General features: G+C 51.4%; 23 protein-coding genes, 2 pseudogenes and 1 riboswitch. Of the genes and pseudogenes, 20 read left to right on the forward strand and 5 right to left on the reverse strand.

The features are described from left to right. The 12 genes and pseudogenes from NLX71_RS23715 to NLX71_RS26900 form a co-directional block, all read left to right on the forward strand. A pseudogene (locus tag NLX71_RS23715) lies at window positions 1-470 on the forward strand (hypothetical protein); the annotation flags it as partial. Between the two features lie 323 nt (window positions 471-793). Continuing rightward, window positions 794-1,192: a RidA family protein gene (locus tag NLX71_RS23720; protein WP_254366261.1), complete on the forward strand. Its 399-nt coding sequence runs from the start codon at window positions 794-796 to the stop codon at window positions 1,190-1,192. Between the two features lie 97 nt (window positions 1,193-1,289). Continuing rightward, window positions 1,290-1,817, forward strand: a pseudogene (locus NLX71_RS23725) (DinB family protein). A 103-nt stretch (window positions 1,818-1,920) separates the two neighbouring features. Beyond that, window positions 1,921-2,706: an alpha/beta fold hydrolase gene (locus tag NLX71_RS23730; protein ID WP_254366288.1), complete on the forward strand. Its 786-nt coding sequence runs from the start codon at window positions 1,921-1,923 to the stop codon at window positions 2,704-2,706. A gap of 168 nt (window positions 2,707-2,874) precedes the next feature. After that, window positions 2,875-3,063, forward strand: coding sequence for a hypothetical protein (locus tag NLX71_RS23735; protein WP_254366262.1), 189 nt, complete (start codon window positions 2,875-2,877; stop codon window positions 3,061-3,063). 2 nt (window positions 3,064-3,065) lie between these two features. Next, window positions 3,066-3,635 (forward strand): LuxR C-terminal-related transcriptional regulator, encoded by a 570-nt coding sequence (locus NLX71_RS23740; protein ID WP_254366263.1) that lies wholly within the window; start codon window positions 3,066-3,068, stop codon window positions 3,633-3,635. Window positions 3,636-3,690: 55 nt separating this feature from the next. Continuing rightward, window positions 3,691-4,428: an MBL fold metallo-hydrolase gene (locus NLX71_RS23745; protein ID WP_254366264.1), complete on the forward strand. Its 738-nt coding sequence runs from the start codon at window positions 3,691-3,693 to the stop codon at window positions 4,426-4,428. Window positions 4,429-4,586: 158 nt separating this feature from the next. Continuing rightward, window positions 4,587-5,141 (forward strand): MarR family winged helix-turn-helix transcriptional regulator, encoded by a 555-nt coding sequence (locus NLX71_RS23750; RefSeq protein WP_254366265.1) that lies wholly within the window; start codon window positions 4,587-4,589, stop codon window positions 5,139-5,141. A 120-nt stretch (window positions 5,142-5,261) separates the two neighbouring features. Continuing rightward, a complete protein-coding gene (locus NLX71_RS23755) occupies window positions 5,262-6,476 on the forward strand; it encodes an MFS transporter (RefSeq protein WP_254366266.1) in 1,215 nt (404 codons plus the stop codon). Between the two features lie 59 nt (window positions 6,477-6,535). After that, window positions 6,536-6,675, forward strand: a riboswitch (cyclic di-AMP (ydaO/yuaA leader). A 218-nt stretch (window positions 6,676-6,893) separates the two neighbouring features. After that, window positions 6,894-8,069 carry a KamA family radical SAM protein gene (locus NLX71_RS23760; RefSeq protein WP_254366267.1) on the forward strand — a complete coding sequence of 392 codons (1,176 nt, stop codon included), beginning with the start codon at window positions 6,894-6,896 and terminating at the stop codon, window positions 8,067-8,069. Between the two features lie 133 nt (window positions 8,070-8,202). Next, window positions 8,203-8,385, forward strand: coding sequence for a hypothetical protein (locus NLX71_RS23765; RefSeq protein WP_254366268.1), 183 nt, complete (start codon window positions 8,203-8,205; stop codon window positions 8,383-8,385). Between the two features lie 49 nt (window positions 8,386-8,434). Then, window positions 8,435-8,518 carry a putative holin-like toxin gene (locus NLX71_RS26900; RefSeq protein ID WP_309248983.1) on the forward strand — a complete coding sequence of 28 codons (84 nt, stop codon included), beginning with the start codon at window positions 8,435-8,437 and terminating at the stop codon, window positions 8,516-8,518. Between the two features lie 374 nt (window positions 8,519-8,892). Here NLX71_RS26900 and NLX71_RS23775 read toward each other — a convergent pair whose 3' ends face one another. Further along, on the reverse strand, window positions 8,893-9,657 hold the full coding sequence (locus tag NLX71_RS23775; RefSeq protein ID WP_254366269.1) for an NAD-dependent epimerase/dehydratase family protein: 765 nt from the start codon (window positions 9,655-9,657) through the stop codon (window positions 8,893-8,895). A 53-nt stretch (window positions 9,658-9,710) separates the two neighbouring features. Continuing rightward, the gene (locus NLX71_RS23780) at window positions 9,711-10,292 is read right to left on the reverse strand and encodes a DUF3238 domain-containing protein (RefSeq protein WP_254366270.1); all 582 of its coding nucleotides are present in this window, start codon (window positions 10,290-10,292) and stop codon (window positions 9,711-9,713) included. Between the two features lie 418 nt (window positions 10,293-10,710). Between NLX71_RS23780 and NLX71_RS23785 the strand changes: the two genes are divergently transcribed. Continuing rightward, window positions 10,711-11,280: a hypothetical protein gene (locus tag NLX71_RS23785; protein ID WP_254366271.1), complete on the forward strand. Its 570-nt coding sequence runs from the start codon at window positions 10,711-10,713 to the stop codon at window positions 11,278-11,280. Between the two features lie 72 nt (window positions 11,281-11,352). Beyond that, complete coding sequence (locus tag NLX71_RS23790) at window positions 11,353-11,988, forward strand: hypothetical protein (RefSeq protein WP_254366272.1); 636 nt, start codon at window positions 11,353-11,355, stop codon at window positions 11,986-11,988. Between the two features lie 66 nt (window positions 11,989-12,054). On the opposite strand, the gene NLX71_RS23795 is transcribed toward NLX71_RS23790, so the two are convergent. Together NLX71_RS23795 and NLX71_RS23800 are read right to left on the reverse strand one after the other, a co-directional pair. Continuing rightward, window positions 12,055-13,116: an endonuclease/exonuclease/phosphatase family protein gene (locus NLX71_RS23795; protein ID WP_254366273.1), complete on the reverse strand. Its 1,062-nt coding sequence runs from the start codon at window positions 13,114-13,116 to the stop codon at window positions 12,055-12,057. Between the two features lie 389 nt (window positions 13,117-13,505). Further along, the gene (locus NLX71_RS23800) at window positions 13,506-15,314 is read right to left on the reverse strand and encodes a M3 family oligoendopeptidase (protein ID WP_254366274.1); all 1,809 of its coding nucleotides are present in this window, start codon (window positions 15,312-15,314) and stop codon (window positions 13,506-13,508) included. A 394-nt stretch (window positions 15,315-15,708) separates the two neighbouring features. Between NLX71_RS23800 and NLX71_RS23805 the strand changes: the two genes are divergently transcribed. The 6 genes from NLX71_RS23805 to NLX71_RS23830 all read left to right on the forward strand — a co-directional run bounded on the left by NLX71_RS23805 (window position 15,709) and on the right by NLX71_RS23830 (window position 20,202). Continuing rightward, a complete protein-coding gene (locus NLX71_RS23805) occupies window positions 15,709-16,308 on the forward strand; it encodes a nitroreductase family protein (protein ID WP_254366275.1) in 600 nt (199 codons plus the stop codon). Window positions 16,309-16,402: 94 nt separating this feature from the next. Further along, window positions 16,403-17,077 (forward strand): ribose-5-phosphate isomerase RpiA, encoded by a 675-nt coding sequence (gene rpiA / locus NLX71_RS23810; RefSeq protein ID WP_254366276.1) that lies wholly within the window; start codon window positions 16,403-16,405, stop codon window positions 17,075-17,077. Between the two features lie 285 nt (window positions 17,078-17,362). Further along, a complete protein-coding gene (locus tag NLX71_RS23815) occupies window positions 17,363-17,761 on the forward strand; it encodes a DoxX family protein (RefSeq protein ID WP_254366289.1) in 399 nt (132 codons plus the stop codon). Window positions 17,762-17,807: 46 nt separating this feature from the next. Beyond that, the gene (locus tag NLX71_RS23820; RefSeq protein WP_254366277.1) at window positions 17,808-18,758 is read left to right on the forward strand and encodes a ring-cleaving dioxygenase; all 951 of its coding nucleotides are present in this window, start codon (window positions 17,808-17,810) and stop codon (window positions 18,756-18,758) included. Then, complete coding sequence (locus tag NLX71_RS23825) at window positions 18,755-19,366, forward strand: alpha/beta hydrolase (RefSeq protein WP_254366278.1); 612 nt, start codon at window positions 18,755-18,757, stop codon at window positions 19,364-19,366. The genes NLX71_RS23820 and NLX71_RS23825 overlap by 4 nt, the downstream gene beginning before the upstream one ends. A 233-nt stretch (window positions 19,367-19,599) precedes the next feature. Next, window positions 19,600-20,202, forward strand: a complete 603-nt coding sequence (locus tag NLX71_RS23830; protein WP_254366279.1) for a DJ-1/PfpI family protein — start codon at window positions 19,600-19,602, stop codon at window positions 20,200-20,202. A gap of 117 nt (window positions 20,203-20,319) precedes the next feature. Here the strand turns inward: NLX71_RS23830 and hcp are convergent, their stop codons facing one another. Next, a complete protein-coding gene (hcp, locus tag NLX71_RS23835; RefSeq protein ID WP_254366280.1) occupies window positions 20,320-21,615 on the reverse strand; it encodes a hydroxylamine reductase in 1,296 nt (431 codons plus the stop codon). Window positions 21,616-21,776: the final 161 nt, after the last annotated feature.

Here is a 21,776-nt window from a genome sequence, read left to right on the forward strand (position 1 = left end):
CCATGTCGGTGACGCATGCAAAAAGCCACCGTCATTGGCGGTTCCGAATTCACCGACAATTAAAGTGGCTGATGACAGAATTAGAGTTGACTACGGACGCTCGGGATAAGGTATCATCCATCTTAGATATAACTGAGCTGCATATTTTGAATAACGACTACACGAAAGCTTTTGAATCAGCACAATCGTGGGAACGACTTCTTACGCAATTTGATAGTTGGCAATACACCGGATTAGGCCGATCTATGAGTGAATCCTGGTTTGATATCTGTTTTGGCTTTTATAAAGAAAAGGATATCATTAGCGCACAACTATGCTACCGGAATGGTGATTGGATGATAAGAACAACGAATAATGTTTCGTTAAACGTTTTGGAAAAGGCGCTGGCTTGCAGCAAAGCTGTTCGGGATGAGAAGGGGATTCGTTTTTATAAAAAGATAGTTAAGAAGGAACAAAAATGCAGGCGATAAAATGTTCAATAGTTGATGACATCGCGTTTAAGCCAGTCATTTCCTCAGGTGCGGCGTCGCCATTGATCAGTTGGCAATACCGCTGCCCGCTGGTAAAATTGACACAATAAATCATTTGGATTATAGTCTAATAATAAAACAACTCTCTTCGCATTTATAAAGAAAGGAGCATTCGATCCATGAAGAAAAAAACGTTAAAGTGCATATCTTTTGGATACGGATACTCTACTGCTGTTTTTTTCTAGAATTCATTTTACGGGTGAAGTCTGCCTAAAAATGATGGTAAGAAATAGCATAAATTATAAAATGCGAGGTAGATTCAAATGGAAAACACGAAGATCATTAGAAGAAATCCGGCGGGGATGCCAGAACCGGTAGGAAACTACACCCATATTACAAAAATCCCCAGAAACGCAGAGCTGTACGTTACTTCCGGTCAAATCGGCGTAGATCGAAATGGCAGCATTCCCAATCCTATGAACGAACAGATCAAGAACACGTTTGACAATATTAAAACTGTTTTACATTCCGAGGAATTAACGTCAGAAAATATTATTAAGGTTAACATATGGGCTACCCAAAAAATCGATTGGGATTATCTATATGCCGAGTGGGATAAGTTATTCGGCAGTACTTATCCTGCAATGACCGTTGGCTATATCTCTGAATTAGGATTGCCGGAAATCAAAATCGAAATTGAAGTATGGGCAGCTAAAGTCTAAAATCAACTCTTTTCATCCACCCCACGTAAAAGCCGTGCTTTGACGTGGGGTTTTTGTCAATCATTCTTGGACTAACGGAGAAGAAAGGAGCAGTTGTATGAATTTTAATTTGAAGGAAGCGATTGAAGTTCTGGAGCGTACGCCGCAAACGTTGGAGTATTTTTTATCCGGTTTAGCGGACGGATGGTTGCAGTGCAATGAAGGCGAAGGAACGTGGAATGTCACTGAAGTGATCGAACACCTCATTGAGGGAGAGAAAACGAATTGAGTCCCAAGGCTGGAGTTTATTCTTCAAGAAGGCGAAAGCAAACCGTTTTCCCCTTTTGACCGTTATGCTCACTTAAACGAAAGATCGGAAAGATCGGTTGAACAAAAGCTGCATGAATTCAAAACGATTCGAGCCTCAAATATAACCAAACTTAAGGAGCTTGTTGACCCTGAAGCGCATCTCGAATTGACGGGCATCCACCCTGCATTTGGTGCGGTGAAGCTAGGAGAATTGCTTTCCACATGGGTTGTTCATGATCTATCCCACATGGCTCAAATCGTTAGGGTCATGGCTGAGAGATACCGGGCGGACGTCGGGCCATGGAAGCAATATTTAGGTATATTAAAAAAGGATTGACGGTGACCGACATGAAAGTGGAGACAAGGGTAGGTATTCACCTATGATTCCCCAGATGAGTATCTTATTGTTGAAGATACTTCATGGTACGGGGGGAATCTGTGTGGGAACCTTTGTTAATGTAGAGCCGGATGTAAATTTATATGTGGAGGATATCAATCCGGGGGGAAGCAAGACCATTGTCTTTATACATGGTTGGCCGTTAAGCCATAAACAGTTCGAGTATCAGTTTGATGTTCTTCCCGCAATGGGTTACCGCTGTATAGGAATTGACTGGAAGGGGTTCGGCAATTCGGATAAGCCGATGAGCGGTTACAATTATGACCGATTGGCGGATGATATCCGCATCGTAGTCGGTACGCTTCAATTACATGACTTCACGCTCGTCGGTCATTCCACAGGCGGAGCGATTGCGATTCGGTATGTGTCCCGGTACAATGGCTACGGAGTCTCGAAACTTGTCCTTGTAGACGCTGCGGCTCCCATAGGATTTATGCCGGAGGCTGCCAACAAAGTACTTCATGAGACGTTAAATGACCGTCCTAAGATGATGAGGGAAGTCACCGACAGCTTTTTCTTTCAGTATATCACCGCTCCGTTCTCGGAATGGTTTTTTCAACTGGGATTACAGGCGGCAGGTTGGTCGACCGCGGCCGTCGTCGTTATGCTGAGAGATGAAACGTTGGATGCCGATCTGCCGCTCATATCCGTGCCTACCTTAATCGTTCACGGCATTCACGACAAAGTCATTCCCTTTCAACAAGCTCAGGAACTCCATCAAAAAATAAGAAATTTACAGCTTGTCCCGTTTTACTATAGCGGCCATGGCCCCTTCTGGGAGGAGCGTGACAAGTTTAACCAGCTACTGGGGCATTTTATAAATCAATGACAAGACCGGGATTCCTTGATAAATAAGGAGTTCCGGTCTATTTCTTTTTGATGGCCAAAGCAATAAATACCCCTTTTTAGGTATGGAAGCGTGGCTGTGCCGGCTTTATTGTTAAGCTTATGGAATGCGGCGTGCGAAATTTGAGGGAATTTCCGATGGAGGGGTCACTTGAACAGGTCGAATGTGATGTATGCGTATTTATTGAGCCTGCTCACGGCCTGTGGGTTTGGGAGCATTGCGCTTGCGGTTAAGGGAGATCAACTGGTTGCTTTCGATCACTGCATCTCGTCCTTTATCCAGAGCTGGGAGAATCCCATGGCGAGCTGTATGTCCGGGTCTATGCGGATGACGAAGTGAACATGTTCGGCACGCTTACACCGTTGGAGGACAACGAGCGATTGCCCGGCGGTATTGCGCGTTATGTTTCCAGAACGAAGGAATCGGTCCAATATACCGGGATGGAGGACAGCTGGCTGCTGCACAATCCGTATCTGCTGAAGTATCGGCCCAAATCCGCATTATACATGCCGGTGACCGTTCACGGAGCTTCGATTGGGGTGCTTTATCTTGAAAATACGCTTGTGGCAGGCGTGTTTTCGCCGGAACGGCTCCGTATCTTTCATGCCAGGGCCGCGCAAAGCTTATATATTTGCGAGCTGCTGCGGTCGCTGGGCCAGTACGACAACGGGCCGGAGAATGGGAAGGAGAGTCCGAGAACGCCGAGCGCGATGGAGGAGCCTCTTACGGAGCGTGAGATGGAGGTGCTCGCTTTACTGGCGACGGGATTGTCGAATAAAGAGATTGCGGAACGGTTAGTTGTGGCGGTCGGTACGGTGAAGGTCCATGTGAAAAATATTTTTACGAAACTCAAAGTCAACCGGCGAACCAAAGCGATCGCTCAGGCGAAGGAGCTTCAATTGCTTGATTGAGCCAGCCTTGTTGCCGGCCGGAGGGAACAAAAAAACGTTAAATCTGGAGGTAGCTATGAATCATTGTCATTTGCTCGATATTGAGTTTGAGTACGGCGGACAAAAGCAGACGATTATTCCGGTGCTGCTTCAAGACGAAGAAAATGTCATTCTCGTCGACTGCGGGTACCCGGATTTTGTGCCTCTTCTTGAACAAGCAGTCACCCGCTGCGGCTTGCGGCTCGATTCGATCACCAAACTGATTGTGACGCATCACGATATGGACCATATGGGTCCGCTGGCCGCGTTGAAGCGGGCTTTTCCGCGTATCGAGATTATCGCCCACGAGGTGGAGGCGCCATATATTGCAGGGACGAAGAAGTCGCTCAGGCTGGAGCAGGCTGAATCGACGTTGGACGTCATGCCGGAAGAAGCGAAGCCGCAAGCGGAGCAGTTTATTCGCTTCCTGCAATCGATCGAGCCGGTTGCCGTTGATCGGACGGTCGCCGATCGGGAGCGGCTGCCATGGTGCGGCGGGATCGAGATCGTGCATACGCCTGGTCATATGCCCGGGCATATTTCGCTGTATCTTCCCGCGAGCCGGACGCTGATCGCCGGGGATGCCGTCGTCATTGAGCAGGGGAAGCTGGACATTGCGAATCCGCAATTCACGTTAGATTTAGAGGAGGCCGTCCGTTCCGTGCAGCGACTGCTTGATTACGACGTAGAGCGGCTTATTTGCTATCATGGCGGACGCTTCCACGGCGATGCGAAGCAGGCACTGCGGCAACTCGTTCACGAATATACGTCTTAGCGGGGCCATGCGCCCCGGCTTTCCAGCTCGCAAAGACGGTTTGAACAACGCCGCAGCGACGTAGCTCGAAGATTAAGGCTTGCAGGACGGTGCAAAATAAGCTATAGTCATAGTTAGATAATCTAATTATTATTGGCACAACGTTGAAGGGTGATGGCATGGAAAGAAAAACGGCGAAAGAATGCACGGCGGATCAACAGCTGCCCGCGTTGGGGATTAGGCCCTATTTGGAGCTTATGGACAAAACGGCGGCTGACCACGCGGACCGCAAATCGATTCGCATGGGATTAGTCATGCTGTGGCTTAGCGACAACATCCTCGACGTGATGGACGTCGATTTAGCTCCATTTGGTATTACCGAGAGCAAGCTGGATATGTTATTGCTGCTTATGCTGCATGAAGGCAGGGAGCTTATTACGCCTTCCGGCATCGCAGACCGGCTTGGAATCCGCCGCGCTTCCGTCACGGCTCTACTGGATTGGCTGGAAAAACGCGGCTGGGTTTCCCGCGAACAAAGCGCCAAGGATCGCCGTATGATTCATGTCAACATTACGCCGGAGGGCCGGGCCTTGGTGGACCAAGTACTGCCGACCTTTTGGTCGACCTGTGCCTCGCTGCTCGGCGATTTGGATGCCGAGGAACGCGGCGTATTCGAGAAGATCCTGGGCAAGCTGCATCGGAGCATCGAGACAAGGATAGGAGTAGGGAGATAATTTTTTTTAGAATAATAGTTAGATAGTCTTACTATATTCCTTGTACGATATGCAGTTTCTGCAAACGGCCATCGAGACGGCTTGATCCTAATTTAAATAGAAATTCGAAAGAGGTGCTTTATGTTGCAATTGGCCAATTCATCCCTTCCTAAGCGAAACTATTCTTTGATGACGGCGGTGCTGTGCTGGTCCGGCATGGCGGTGATGTCAAGCCTGTACGTCACTATTCCTTTGATTTCCTTGTTTGCGGAGCTGTTCGGCATCACGCCTACTCAAGCAGCGGCTGCGGGAAGCGTGTTTTCCCTCGGTTTTGCGATCGGATGCCTGATCTATGGCGCGTTGTCGGACAAATATGGGCGCAAAAAAGTCATTGTGATCGGGCTCATGGCGTTAACGGTCATCTCCTTGCTGCTCGGCGTGATCGACAGCTTTTTCTGGATCATTGTGCTAAGGGGATTGCAGGGCGCTGCAGCAGCTACATTCTCGCCGGTGGCGCTTGCTTATGCGGTGGAAATGTTCCCCGCGGAAAAACGGGTGACGACGATCGGGTTTATCAGCACGGGCTTCCTGGTTGCCGGAATCGTAGGGCAGGTCGTCAGCGGTTTAATCAGCCAGCAATATGGGTGGAATGCGGTATTTTATGTTCTCGCAGGTGCCTATGTCGTGACTGCGTTTCTCGTTATCCGATTCCTGCCGAAAGGGGAAATTCAACAGGCGCATGCCAACCTATGGGAGCCCTTGAAGCAAATCGGCAGCGTATTTTCGCGGAAAAATCTTATTCTCAGCTATGCTGTCGCTCTGGTACTGCTCATGTCTTTTGTCAGTATGTACACGGTGCTGGGCAGCTACTTGAGCGGACCGGACTTCGGGCTGACCAAGCAGGAAATTCTGTATGTGCGCTCCATCGGCGTGATCGGCATGCTGATGTCTCCTTTATCCGGACGCTTGGCCAAACGGTTTGGCGTTCGAGCCGTTCTGCGAGGCGGACTGCTGCTGGCGATGGCGGGCCTCGCTTCGTTGGGGCTGATGTCCAGCCTGCCCCTGCTGATTATGCTGAGCTTGGTCTTTGTGGCGGGCATTGCGCTCTCCGTTCCGGCACTGGTTTCGCTCGTCGGTCAATTGGGAGGCAAATCGCGCGGGATTGCGGTTTCGGTCTACACGTTTATTCTCTTCGCCGGAACAAGCTTGGGCCCCATCCTTTCCATCCGTTTTATGGAAACCGGCAGCTATGGGCTGACCTTTGTGCTGCTGGCGCTTATTCTGGGTATCGGCTTGCTGGCCGCATTGCTGATTCACCGGGAGACACCCGAGGAAACGGTGGCAGCTAGGAAATGAGGGGGAAATATTTCCCGATCCGTTCATAACGGTTGACGAACGAAACTTCCGTTGTGTATCATGAAATTACGCTTAATTTCCAACTTCTCCGAGTTGGAAAGCGGGGGAACCATTTTTGTAGGGGCGAATCGCCTTATGCGCGTAGGGAACCATCTTTCCCGAGTCCGTCAGCTAACCTCGTCAGCAGTAGATGGGTCCATGCTTTTCGTGCAACTTTATTGCATGAGCGACCCGTTGTGCGGGTCTTTCAATAGGGATAGACCCGCGACAGTCAGCCAAGCTGCGGCACGTTGTGCTCAGGGATGCGCTGCTTACGGGTCTTTTTGCTTTATTCGCCCATCTGCGGAAAAAGGGAACAAGGAGGTGTCCTGCGGTACTGCTGGTGTAATTACATCCATGACAAGGAGGGTAAAAGCCATGGCACAGCCGAAATATATCACCGATATGGATAAGATTCCTCAAATCCCGCTTCAGGAGCGGGAGAAGCTTAAGCCCGTTACGGAGAAGTTCGTGTTTCGCGTGAATGATTACTACTTGAGCCTCATTAATTGGGACGATCCGGACGATCCGATTAAAAAACTTGTCATCCCGAACGAGGGCGAGCTGCTGGAATACGGCCGCTGGGACGCTTCTGACGAGGATACGAATTATGTCGTTCCCGGCTGTCAGCATAAATACCAGACGACGGCTTTGCTGCTCGTATCGGAAGTATGCGGCGCTTACTGCAGGTACTGCTTCCGCAAGCGATTATTCCGCAACGATGTGAAAGAAGCGATGTCCGATGTCAATGATGGAATCGCTTACATCGCCCGGCATCCCGAAATTAACAATGTGCTCCTGACCGGCGGGGACAGTCTGATCCTGTCGACGGCGCGCCTGGGCAACATCTTAAGCAAGCTGCGGGCTATCGAGCACGTGAAGATCATTCGGCTCGGTTCCAAGCTGCCCGTGTTCAATCCGATGCGCATCTACGAGGACGAAGCGCTGCTGGAGCTCATTCGGACCTTCTCCTCCGCAGATAAGCGCATCTATGTCATGGCGCATATCAATCATCCCCGTGAAATCACGAAAGAGGCCAAAAGGGGATTCGAGGCGCTGCATCGCGCCGGGGCCATCGTTGTGAATCAGACGCCGGTGTTGAAGGGGATTAACGACGATCCCGCGGTATTGGGCGAGCTTCTGGACAAGCTGTCCTGGGCCGGCGTTACGCCTTATTATTTCTTCGTCAACCGCCCGGTGGCCGGCAACAGCGAGTTTGTCCTGCCTCTGAAGAAGGTGTACGCTATTGTCGAGCAAGCGAAAGCTTTAACCTCCGGCCTGGGAAAAAGGGTACGCCTGTCGATGAGCCATACGTCTGGAAAAATCGAGATTTTGGCGATCGAGAACGGCAAGGCTTACTTGAAGTACCACCAATCGCGAGACGGGGAGTACGGTAAATTTATGGTGCTGGACTGTCCCGAGGAGGCCGCTTGGTTCGACGATTTGCCGGGGAATGAGCGGTACTGGAATAAACCGGTGAAGAAGACGGACGCCATCGTTTCCGTGAACGAGCTGCCTGAGATTCCCGCGGCTCGCCGGGCGGTCTCAAGTTAAACTAGCGAAAACAGCCAATCCTCTGGAAGATCAGGGGGCTGGCTGTTTTGGCATATCGCTTCACGCTTCCGCACGCTTCGTTCGAATCCCTTGCGGCGTTGTCTTTTTCCACCCCAAGAGGTTCGTTCCGAAGATGAAGACGACGCCGAACCGACAGGAAAATCGACAGCTTCTGCAGGTGAAGTGGCTTGCGAGGAGGCAGGCCAGCGTCGTTTCGGGCAAACCGTTTTATTTGGCGGATTATCTGATTTTGAATCTCAATATTCAATTTTATTCATCCATTCTGCCTTATGGTGTAATAATCCAACCACAATAGAAAGGCTTTATGGGCGGTCGGCTAACCTCTCGGAAGGGAGGTGATGCCAATGGAGGTTAAGGACGCTTTAACGCTTATGTTCATGTTTGGCATGTTCATTTTGGCGCTGCTTACTTACCTTAAAAAGAAATAGACCGCCCTTTGACAGAGGGATGCGGTCTATTTCAATGACAGTTACCTTTGAAGCCAGCCGCCTTAAAAGCAGCTATTGTGTGGGAGTCGTGTTGGCGCACGACTCTCTTTTTATTGTATACATTTATGCTGAAGCTAATACTTCAGTTGAATTAAGTTAAGCTAACTTAACTCATTTACTTTATTCTACTCTTGTTTTTAGGTATTGACAATACCTTTTGAACCTAATTCTGAACCTAAAAACCTGATACTAAACATTAAACTGAACGGTTTTCTGATTTATGATAGAATAATAATTCTACGAGAATGACAAGTGTCGGTGTTACGGCCAAAACGTTGTCGGAGCTTGGTTTTAGTAGTGAACAGTCTCCTGAATTAATTTTTTCTTACACCTTCTACAATAGCGAAAGAGTCGTCGATCGGATGATAGTTCAACTGTTCGCGAACGTCCGAGAGATCCATCCGTTTATAGCGGTTGTTGGAGATTCCGGGAACGACGGCAAACTTGATGGAAGGCGTCTCGATGCACCGTAACAGGAGATCCCCCAAATCGCGTGGGCTTAGATATGCGCTCAAATCTCGTGCGCTTGCCCCATGAAGTGCCTCCGGAGCACCCAAAAAGTTAGCTATGCGGACTACGATGCTGGAGAGACCCTCAACATCGGCGAAATAAGAAGCGAGTGCTTCCCCGAAGCATTTGCTTACGCCATACAAATTTTTCGGGCGAACCGGCATGTGGGAATGGATCTGGACATCTGGCGGATACGCTTCGACAGCTTGGGCGCTGCTGGCAAAGATGACCCTTTTGCAGCTTTGATCCTTGGCAGCGCGAAATATGTTGTACGTTCCTTTAATGTTGTTTTCCAGCAAAGAAGAGTAAAAATCCGCTTCAGGCGACGGGTCCGCCGCTAAGTGAATGACTGTGGAGACACTCGCACAAGCTTGCTGGCAAGCGTCCAGGTCCGTTACGTCCAAGGTCACGATTTCATCTCCGGTTTGAGCCATAGCGCTTAGAGCGTCAGAAGAGCGGTCGGCCAAACGGAAACAGTAATCCGCTCCCGCCTCTTTCGCGTATTGTCTAAATGCTTTGCCGATATTGCCGGCAGCGCCGGTGATCAGTACCTTATTGTTCGAATTCATTTTTCATTCTCCTTATTAACAGATGTTTTGAAGACGAAATTCTTCTCTAATTCTCATGCCTCAAAATGATATTCCATATCCCCAGCCATTGCGGCTGGCGTATCGCCCGTCTTCCGAAAATCATGGGTGTACAGGAGTTGAAAATCCCCAAAATCCACTTGTTTATAGAACTCGAAGCAAGGAAACCCATCATGGCGGCCCTTCACCTGCAAGGTGCCATCCTTATATGCGGTAATCTGCAGAGAGTAGTCTACCGTCGGCGCATCAGGACGAAGCGGATTGCTTGCGCTCGCTCGCATGGTTAACGATACCGTATCCCCGTCCCACACTTCGTCTTCAACTCGGATACCGTCCGTAGACGATTTTCCTTGTTTGTACTCGACGGAACCGTCCGGAGCTGTCAATTTGAGCACGGTGACACCCGTATTGGCGAAAGATGTAATTCTTTGCTTAACGAAGTCGATGACGACTTCCTGCTCCACACGGCAACGCCCGGTGTTTACCGCGTACGGAGTGAATTCCCTGGCATCCGCCTGATATTCATAGATCATACCTGTTGACGGATCTTGAATTGGGGGCAGATAGAGCAACCCGCCGATAAACACACTGCCTCTAATTTTGATTAATTCTGCCATAATCGAAACTCCTCACCTCTAATGACTCGAAGTCGAAGAAAATTTTCAAGCTATTTAATAGTATTCGGTGGTTATCAATACTTTCCTTTTTTGTGTTTCATAGGTGTTTTGTTGCTTTAAAAAAGTTTCACTTTTTCACCAAATCCTGTTTGTTGATGTCGGTGGCATTGAACAGGGATCGCGGATTATAATAAACCAATAACATGATGTTACATTATTCCATACATCCCTTCGGCTACGTTCACAATTCTTTTGTTGAATATCAAGAAAATACGGGCCATGGCAGGGAAGTATCGAAGAAAGAGGAGATGGGAGATTTATGGATCATCAGGAGTATGGACGATATTTGCTTGGTTTAATTGATGAGGAAGCGCCAGACGGGGAGATCGAGGAGGATGCGTTTTACGGATAGATTTTCATGCCGAGCGGCGAAGGGGTGGAAGCTATCTTTGCACCGCTTGCGAATGGGGAGGCCTATCTGAAGCGGCTTGCTCCGATTTATGATATGCTGGACCCTGAAGATTTTAAGGGAGACAGCGTACCCGGGTATTTTAATGGCAAATCCACTTCGGTATCCGAGGACGAGCTGAGAGGTTACGGAGAGCAGTTGATTACGGGAATGAAGCAGCTCATGGAAGAGCATGCCGATGTTGAAGGGACAGCGGAGGCGGCATCATACCTGGCTGGGGTCCATCAGATTGTAATCCTTCCGCGAGAGGAGATTGGGCAATACCGGGAAAAATATGACCCGATCCTTCTTCATGAAATCTTGTTCGAAATTGTGTCCGAGCATAAAAATCTGGACGAGCCTGTCCAAATTCTGAGTGAGGCCTATTACTCTATTGCCTGCGATTATTGGATTTCCTATTATTTGCAGTGGCATCGCTTTGATCTTCCAGGTGATCCGCTGGCTCCATATTTTGAGCTATACCGATTGGGGTATAACCTAGTATTCTCTGGATCAAATCTTTATATTTGGAAATTGTAAGTTCCATTGAACAAGCGAGACGATGTCGGACTGCATACCGGAAAACAGGTTTAGATTAAATAGGAGAGGTGCATGATGACGGAATCAAAGTCTATTTTAGTAAACTTTTTGAACGGAAGTTTATCTAAAGATGAGTTCTTGAATATTTTGTATCATAACGAGAATCTGCAAGATGAATTGGAAAAAGAAACGAAAATCGGGACACATACAGGTCATGGAAATTTGCTGTTATATTTGTTAGATACGGAGGAAGAGGTTTTTTACGAAAAAGAAACAAAGCCCGTGATCAAAGCTTATCTGGAGAAATGTGGTTTGGAAGTTAATTTTAAAACGACGACCGGACGAAAGCATATTATGGATGTCTGGGTATCCGAATACGTAAGCTATGAGAGCTTTTCTCAGGCGCTTGAGCTTAACACGAGAGGAAGCTGTCTGTTTCAAAAGTATTTCAAACTAAAACATGCGTTTTGCGACTGGGATCATGCTATTATAGAGTACTTTGGCGAGATTCCGTGCCCGATCGCTGATATTAAGAGTTTAGATGGATTTGGCGACTTGTGGGAGAAGGTCCAATTCACATTGAAGGAAAAGAACATCCAGAAACTAAGCTGCCTTATTGCGCTAGATGAATTGGATATGAGCGTTGAAGTCAAAGAGTCTCATTCTTTTTTGTACATAGGCAAAATCGAAGTGGAAGATACGATATAAATAGGGAACCGCAAAAAAAGCCAGCATCTCTGAACATCAGAGGCGTTGGCTTTTCTTCTGCTTCGCTCATTTCAAAACAAATCTCCCGGTCACCGGATTATGGTCACTGTTCTCGAAGTTCAGATTGTGTCCGGTGACATCGACGATTTCGACATTCGGAGAGACAAGGAAGCCGTCGATGACAGCGAGAAAATTAATCCCTGGCCGATACGCGGTATCCAGCGTGCGGACGGAAGGCGTGCTCGGATCTACCGCCCATTGGAAGCCAGCCGGAGCGAAGGTGCCGGGAAAAGGTTGCAGCCACTGCGGCCATTTCTGCTGCGACGGAAATCGGCTGTGATCGGTTCCCGGCAAGGCGTGGTTCCAATCTCCGCCGAGAATAAGATAGTTGTTCTTCTTCATTTCTTGATGAATATGGTCCGCCAGGAAGTCGAGCTGTTGTTTGCGGATGGCGCCGCCCTTGTCGAAGGCCGATAAATGCAGATTGATCAAGACAAGTTCCTTGCCGTTATCGATGGGCAAGCGGCTCTCGATAAATGCGCGATCCAACTCAAATAGCTGAACAGGCCAACGCTCTTTGCCTGGCAGATCGAAGCGGGTATGGGAAGTGCTGCGGGACGTGGATAACGTCAGTAGTCCGCTCTGGACCGCACCCATCGGATGAGTCAGCGGCACGGGAACCCAAGCCACCTTATAGTTATAGGCAAATGTGCTGCTATATTCCGGCAGACGGTCGTTAATGATCTGGACCTGGTTCATACGATTGCTGCGTGAAGAATTAACGTCCACTTCCTGCAGGATGTACAGATCGGAGCGGGCGCCGCTTAGAAAATCGGTAATGGCGCGCAGGTTCGCTTCCGTTTGTTCCTTGCTGCCGGACCGGGACATCGTTCCGCCATCCATGAAAAAGTCCTGTCCTTTGTCGAGGCCGGCATAGCCGAGATTGAATGTCGTGACGGTTAACGGCTGCCCCTGCTTCAGCGTAGAGGTGTTGTTCTTATTGGTTGGAAGCTCCACTTGAGCAGGGGGCTTATAATCAACCGCTGTCATATAGATGAGAAAAAGAGCAAGTGCAGCAATGGGGGGGAGCGCGATCCAAGCCAACCATGGTAACAATTTTTTGATCATCAGATTGTAGTTACCTCCCTACATGATCATTCTTGCCGCGCAAGTAACGAGCCTTGAAGTCCCGTCCCGCAGCAGGACAGGGACGGTTCACGATTAGTCGATATCGGGTTCAGCCTCCCAGACGATACTGGAAATGAAAAGACAGGTAGAGGATAAGGTGTTTTCGTATGTTTGTAGCAATTTTAATGGAAGGCTAACTCGAGGAACTACTTCGCATTCCGGAGGGTGGTTAACCAAAAAAAGGGATTTGAAATTTTGAAAAAGAGGCCCTCCTTGTTGATAGAATTTAAGGAGGCCTCTCATGAAAAGGAATACCGTTCTTCTGCTTGTTATTGCTTGGGCAGCTTTCTGCAGAATGGACGGTTTCTATTGCTTGTCACAGACGGGACTTACTTCTGGTTCTGAGCAAGGAGCGTGCTAACCTCCTCCACCAAACCCCCGAAAAACCGGACGGCTTGGCGCAGAGGCTCATCCGATTCCATCTCCACACCGGCGGTCCGCCAGAACGCCAGCGGTGGCAGCGTTGCTCCCGCTTTCAGGGCTGTGAGCCACCGTTCTGCCGCCGATGCTCCTTCCGTCTTAATTTGCGTGGTTATCGCAAACGATGCGCTCATGGCTACGGCATAGGAAAAGGGATAGAGACAATTATCAAAGTAAAGATGCGGATACAGTGCCCACTCCATCTGGTTTTCCTCTTCCAGCACCAACTCATCGCCATAGAAGTCCTGCCAGATTTCGCGGTGCAGCGCCAGCACCGTCTCTGCGGCAACCGGCTTGCCCGCCTCCACCAGATCGAACAGCCGTTGCTGCAGCCTATCAATCAGGAGCATGGCCGAGAAGTGGTTCGTGAAACTAACCTCCAGCAAAGACCGGGCCGCGGCAAGCGCCTTTCCCTGGTCGCTACCGGCGGACAGGTACTGATAGCAAAGCCATTCGTTGGCTGTGGAAGCGGTCTCTGCAACCGGGCCGCCGAACCCGCTGTCGCCGATGGACTGGTTCCGATTAATCAGGACGCTATGGACGGTGTGTCCCAGTTCGTGCGACAGGAGTGTCACATCGCTTAGCTTGTCGGTCCAAGTCGTCATAATGAACGGATGAACCCCGTATTGGCTGGTGCTGATGGGAAGGGGAAACCTGCCCCGGTTCTCCGCACGGTCGACCCACCGCTCTCGCAGGGCCGTGTCGATCACCTGCATATACTCCTGACCGAGTGGCTCCAGCGCGCTGCGCAGCAGGCCCACTGCTTCCGCGAAGGAGGTTTGCACTGGTTGATCCAGCAGGGGCGCCATCAGATCGTATGGATAGAGCCGATCCACCCCCCACAGCTGCTTGCGCAGGCGGAGCAGCTGGCGGGCCACGGGCTTGGCCTCCTCCAACAGGGTATCCACTGTCCGGCGGTAGAAGGTGACATCCAGGTGGTCCGGGAACAACAGCATCTCGGCGGTGGAGCCAAAGCGGCGGAGACGGGCGAGATTGACCTGTTTGTGGATGTGATTGATCAGGTTGGCGCCCAGAGTGGACTGGTGACCTCGCAGCCCGGCCATCAAGGAGGCATACCCGCGGCGCCGGAATTCTCGATCGGATGAGTAGGCGATGTGAAACAGCCAGCGGTCGATGGAGACGGCGTGGGAGGTGCCGTGGTTGTCGGCGACCGGCTTACACCGCAAATCCGCGTTTACGATCTGCTGATAGATCTGGAAGGGGGTCTCAAGGAACTGGTTAAGTCCTGACAATATCGCCTCGCCCTCCCGACTCAAGACATGTGGGCGTCGGCTGATTAGCGCTCTTAACTGATGAGAATAGGCCCGCAAGACGGGCTCCTCGGCGTACCGCTCCAACTGTCCGTCGGGCAAGCCCAGCAGTTCCGGCTCAATGAACGAGGCTGCGGCTGTTATCTTCCCGTGGGCAGCACTCGCCCGGCCGACCATCGCTAGATTGGCCGGGTCCGATCCGTCGCCCATCTGGTGCAGGTGGGCATAAAAGGTGACTCGACCGGCCTGTTCTTCGAGCACATCTCTCAATTGCAGGCAGGCGAGCAGGGTCTCCGCGCTTTCCCCTAAGCGGCCCTGGTATTCGGCCAGCGGATCAGCGTTTAATCGGACAAGGTCCTCTTCCCAAGCGGCATTGTTCGGATAGATTCCTGTAACATCCCACTTGAGCTCTTCAGGCGCCTCACTGCGCGTCGGACGTTCAGACATGGCGCTACTTTCTTGGACAGATTTTCTACTATTCATATGAAAATCACCTCATTTGGCATATAATATATTAGTTTATAATATATTGGAATAGTTATCAAATTTTTAGATCAGGTCCTTGGCTTCTAAAACGATAGCATGAAAATGTGTCAAAGCCCGCGTGTAAACGGGGCTGTAAGGGTGGTTGGATAGAGGACATGTCTACCAGTAGAGGGCATCTGGAATATACATTACCAAATATATTGCTAAAAGTTGTTATTATTCATGGAAATATGACCAGGAAGTACAGTACCATATGGGACGTCTGAAGCTTTAACGAATAAAGGCGATCGTTTTTCGGGATGCTTGTATAAGGTGAAAAGTGAAATACCCATTCGTTGACAGGAGATGTGGAACAGTGGTAAATGAATTTCTAACCTTGGCCCAAAAACGGCGGACCATTTACACATTAAGCAAAGAATCGACCGTTCCGGACGATAAATTCCGGGAAATCGTCTATGAAGCGGTGAAGCATACGCCTTCCTCCTTCAACTCGCAAAGCGCCCGGGCCGTTATTTTGTTCAGTAAGCATCACGATAAGCTGTGGGATATTACGACGCAGGTGTTGAAGGCGATTGTGCCGGAAGACCAGTTTGCCTCGACCCAGAAGCGCATGGACGGGTTCCGCGCCGCCTACGGCACCATTCTGTACTTCGAAGATATGGCCGTGGTCGAAGCGCTGCAAGCTCAATTCCCCACCTATCAGGAGCGGTTCCCGACCTGGTCCCAGCAGTCGTCGGGCATGCTCCAGTATGTCATCTGGACCGCGCTAGCGAACGAAGGATTGGGGGCATCGCTGCAGCATTACAACCCTCTGATCGACGAGCAGGTGAGAGCGGAATGGAGCCTGCCGGAAACGTGGGAGCTTATCGCCCAGATGCCGTTCGGCAAGCCTACGGCGCCTCCTGGCGACAAGGAGTTTAAACCGTTGGAAGAGCGTGTTAAAATTTTTACTTAAAGAGCCTGCCAGCAGCAGCCGACCGGTGTGGAGGTTAGGTCCTGCCGGTCTACCGGCTGCCGGGGGAAAGTCTGCATGATTGGGGGCAACTAACATGGATGGGAAGAAAGCGGCCGGAGAGAAAGCGGCGGAATACATAAGCGATGGGATGAGAATCGGTCTTGGCACCGGATCGACGGTATATTGGACCATCCTCAGAATCGGCGAACTGGTTAAGGAAGGGCTGCGGATCGAGGCTGTGCCGACGTCCGTTCAGACCGAAAAGCTGGCGCGCGAGGCGGGGATTCCTCTTATTCCGCTTGCCCAACTGCAAGCTCCGTTGGATTTGACCGTGGACGGTGCGGACGAGGTCAGTCCGAAGGATGAGCTGATCAAGGGCGGAGGAGGAGCTTTGCTGCGGGAGAAAATGATTGCGTCATTTTCGGACCGCTTCATTGTCGTCGTCGATCATTCCAAATGCGTGCCCGAACTGGGCCGATTTCCGCTTCCCGTTGAAGTGGTGCCATTCGGTTGGGAGATAACGAGCAAGCAGTTGGGGCAACTGGGCTGCGAACCGGTTTTGCGGATGAGGGACGGGGCTCCCTTCGTGACGGATAACGGAAATTATGTGATCGACTGCCGGTTCGGGTCGATTCCGAATGCTGGCGAATTGAGCGTGGAGCTGAACAAGCTGCCCGGAGTCGTGGAGAACGGGCTGTTCGTCAACATGGCGGATCTGATCGTGGTAGGGCATCCCGACGGGACGGTCAGGACGAAGTCCGGATCCTGAATTTTTTTAAAAATTGACTATTGACACGGATCATAAAATGATTTATCTTTAATTTAAGATAATTAAATCAAAGATATCCGCTAGGAGGAGTTCAGGGTGCATAAACGGTAGCGAGCGACGGTGGTACGATTGGGGAAAGCATTGGTCCGTGAGGCATACGTCGTAAAATATATAAAGACAAGAATATGGCGTCGAGATGCTATGCGGAAATATTTTTGTAAGGAAGTTACGTCAAATATCTTAAAATTAAGAATAATAAATTAAAAATAATGGAGGATGATGATGATGTTGGCATTGGGATTGTTGTTGGTTCGGTTGGTGGTTGGGCTGCTGTTTATCGGGCACGGGGCGCAGAAGCTGTTCGGCTGGTTCGGCGGTTACGGTCCGAAAGGAACCGGCGGGTGGATGGAGTCGGTCGGCATCAAGCCGGGCGTTGTCATGGCGGTACTGGCTGGACTGATGGAATTGCTTGGTGGCGTCCTTTTTGCAGCCGGTCTGCTTACCCCGCTGGCTGCGGTGCTGATTGCCGCGACCATGCTCGGCGCGATCGTGAAGGTGCACGGTCCAAACGGCTTGTGGTCTACCGCCAACGGGTACGAATACCAACTCGTGCTGCTGGTTGTCGCTATCGGCGTGGCTTTGACGGGCGCCGGCGCTTATTCGCTGGATGCGCTTATTAAATAATTTGGCACGGATCATGAAATGACTAAATCTAAAGGAGGATTTTCTTATGACATTACAAACATCTGGTATTCATCATATTACGGCTTTTGCAAGCGATCCGCAGGGCAATGTTGATTTTTATGCAGGCATTCTGGGGCTGCGTCTGGTGAAAAAAACGATCAACTTCGACGCTCCCGAGGTATACCATTTGTACTTCGGCAACGAAGCGGGAAGCCCGGGAACGATCATAACATTCTTCCCGTGGCCGAACTCGCGCAAAGGCCGGGTCGGCGGCGGTCAAGTCGGCATAACGGCATATGCCGTGCCTTCGGGCGCTCTCGGGTATTGGGAGGACCGTCTCGCAAGCTTCGGGATTGCCGTAACCAAAGCAACCCGCTTCTCGGAGACGTCCTTGCAATTCCAAGACAATGAAGGGCTGCGGCTGGAGCTGGTCGAACGGAAGGAAGGCCCGAACAGCGGATGGTCGTTCGGCGGGATTCCGGCTGACAAAGCGATCAAGGGCTTCGGTGGCGCCGTTCTATTCAGTAACGATCCGAACAAAACGACGGACGCGCTGGTGCATCTGCTCGGCTTGGAAAAGGTCGCGGAAGACGCCGAGTACGCCCGCTTCCGGTCCGCCGGAGAGCTGGGCAACGTAATCGATGTTCCGCTCGCGGCTGTGAGCCGGGGCAGCGACGGGGCGGGGACCGTTCATCATATCGCCTGGCGCGCGGCGGATTATGAGCAGCATGCCCGGTGGCAGAGCGAAGTGCAGAGCTACGGCTACCGCCCGACGTCCATCATCGACCGCCAATATTTCAACGCGCTCTATTTCCGCGAGGCTGGGGGCATCCTGTTTGAGATTGCAACCGATCCGCCGGGCTTCGCCCGTGACGAACCCGCCGAAACGCTGGGCGAGAAATTAATGCTGCCCGAGTGGTATGAACCCCATCGTGCCGCGATTGAGGCGAATCTGCTGCCGATTCAAGTGAGAGCATTGGAGGGGAAACGCGCATGAAGCATATTTTCGAAAAGGGCCGCCGGGAAGAAGCGCCGACCTTGGTGCTCTTTCATGGTACGGGGGGAACCGAACGGGACCTGCTCCCGCTGGCGAAGCGCCTATCGCCGGATTCCTCCGTACTCAGCCTTCGGGGCAATGTGCTGGAAAACGGCATGCCGCGCTTCTTCCGGCGGCTCGCTGAAGGCGTGTTCGACGAAGAGGATCTCGTCTTCCGCACCCGGGAGGTAAGCGAGTTTCTGGATCAGGCCGCCGGGCAATACGGGTTTGACCGAAGCCGCCTTGTCGCAGTAGGCTATTCCAACGGAGCCAACATCGCAGGCAGTCTGCTGTTCCATTACCGGAACGCCCTGCAAGGCGCGATCCTGCATCATCCCATGGTTCCGCGGAGGGGCATCGAGCTCCCGGATTTGTCCGGTATCCCGGTCTTCATCGGAGCAGGTACGAACGATCCGATCTGTTCGGCGCGTGAAACCGAAGAGCTGGAGGGACTGCTTAGCGGAGCGGGAGCTTCGGTGACGGTCCACTGGGAGCGGTACGGCCACCAGCTTACGCCGATGGAAGCCGATGCGGCCGCAGCTTGGTTCCAAGCGAACTTCGGGTTGTAATTGGAATCCGTGAAACGAACGAAACGAAAGCGCAGGAAGTAAATGTTTTGCATAAAAAAGCAGCAAGGCCTTGGGCCGTCCGGAAGCAGGGATGAACCTTGTCTTTCCGTCGGCCTAAGGCCTTTTTATGCTATCTACGCCCGATCACAGAAACTATTCTATGGTACAATAGCTTGGAGAATGCGAGGTGCAAGCTGCGGCAGGGTGAGTGATGAGAGGGGAGAAAAACAGTTATGAACATTCAAATCGTATTGTTCGACGGGTTCGGGGAGCTCATCGCATTGGCTCCGTTCGAGGTGTTGAAGCGGGGCATCGAAGCCGGAGCGGGGTTCCAAGTGGAGCTCGTTGCGAGAGAGCCGAAAAGCGAAGTCGTCACTTCCTACGGGATCCAAGTAGCGGTTCACGATCATCTGCGGATCGGCAACAAGCCGGATGTCCTCATTGTCCCCGGCGGAGGCTGGAATCATAAGGCGGATCATGGCGTGCGGAAAGAAGCGGAGCGGGGAGAATTGCCCCGATTGATCCGGGAGCTGCACGCCGTTGGAACGGTCGTGGCCGGAGTATGTACGGGCGGCATGTTGCTCGCGGAAGCGGGCGTTTTGAAGCAAAAGCAAGCCGCCATGCATTACTTGGCCAAGGATGAGCTGAAGCGCTACGATGCGGACGTCCTGGACTACCGGATTGTCGATCACGGGGATGTTATCACGGCCAGAGGGGTTACTTCTGGCGTAGATCTTGCATTATGGATCATTGAGCGATTCGCCGGGGCTTCGATCGCGGCCGCCGTCGAACACCGGATGGAGTATGAGCGGCGAGGCGTCGTTTGGAGGGCCTAGCTGACGGAGGGTGAACGGGAAAAAGGGCGCGGGCGCCTTGAAACTGATGTCCAAGACGCCCGCACCCGCTTTTCATCTCCTGCTCCATACGAGCTCCGTCAGCCGCAGCTAGCTCTCTTAGTGAGAAAGCGACAGCATTTCCTTCATATCGTCTTGAGCGTTGCCGATCAGCTTCAGTCCGAACGTGTCGACCAGCACGTTCATAACGCCCGGATTGATGAATTCCGGCGGTTTCGGACCGATGCGGATATCTTTGATGCCGAGGCTGAACAGGCCGAGAAGAATCGCGACCGCCTTTTGCTCGAACCAAGAGAGCACGATGCTGACCGGCAGGTCGTTTACGCTGCATCCGAACGCGTCGGCCAGAGCCAGGGCGATTTTGACCGTGGAGCCGGAGTTGTTGCACTGGCCCAAATCGATGTAGCGTGGGATGCCCGTATCGGCCACGGTGCCGTAATCGACGTCGTTGAAGCGGAATTTCCCGCAGGATGTAGTCAGAATTACGGTATCGTTAGGCAGCGAGGTGGCGAGCTCGCGGTAATATTCGCCGCCGCTTCCCGGGGCGTCGCAGCCGGCGATGACGAAAAAGCGTTTGATTTTTCCCGCTTTGACCGCTTGAATGATCTCTGGAGCCAAGCCGATCACAGTCTCGTGATGGTAGCCGGTCATCAGCGTCTGGTCCGATTCGATCCGGGCTTCCGGCAGCGCCAAGGCTTTTTCGATCAGCGGGGTGAAATCGTCGTTGACGATTTTCGTAACGCCTTCCAGGCCCGCAATGTCGTAAGAGAAGAACCGGTCGGCGTAGGAGCCTTTGATCGGCATGACACAGTTCGTAGTTGCCAGAATGGCGCCCGGGAATTTCTCGAACAGGCGGCGCTGGTCGTACCACGCTTTTCCGATGTTGCCTTTTAAGTGCGAATACTGCTTCAGCTTGGGATAACCATGGGCAGGAAGCATTTCGGAGTGCGTGTAGATGTTGATCCCTTTTCCTTCGGTCTGCTTGAGCAGCTCCTCCAAAGCGTACAGGTTATGCCCGGTAACGACGATGGCATGCCCTTCGATGCTGTTCTGCGGCACGGCTACGGGCTGCGGTATGCCAAAGTGCGTCGTATGCGCCCGGTCCAGCACATCCATAATTCGGACGGCCGCCGAGCCGACCTTCATGGCCATGTCGATATGCTCCTGCAGGTTGAAGTTGGAGTTCGTCAATGTCATGTACAACGCCTCGTGCGTAATCCGGTCAACCTCCGGGTCGGAATAGCCGAGCTGTCTTGCATGTGTGGCATAGGCGGCAATGCCTTTCAAAGCGAAAATCATCGTATCCTGCAAGCTTGCAATCGTTTCATCTTTGCCGCATACGCCGATCACCTTACAGCCGCCTGTCGGGGTCTGTTCACATTGATAACAAAACATCGCGAATCCCTCCGTTACGTTTGGTTTGCTATGTGAAAAGCGTAACACGAGGAAGCACGGAAAAATGTGATTGAAAGCACATCAATCATGGCAAAGTCGCAACATCCGGGTCCGCCGCGGTGTTAACCTTGATTTGTGGATAACGTGGATAATATGTGTAT

The sequence above is a fragment of the Paenibacillus sp. MZ04-78.2 genome (assembly GCF_024213375.1).
GTDB lineage: Bacteria > Bacillota > Bacilli > Paenibacillales > NBRC-103111 > Paenibacillus_G.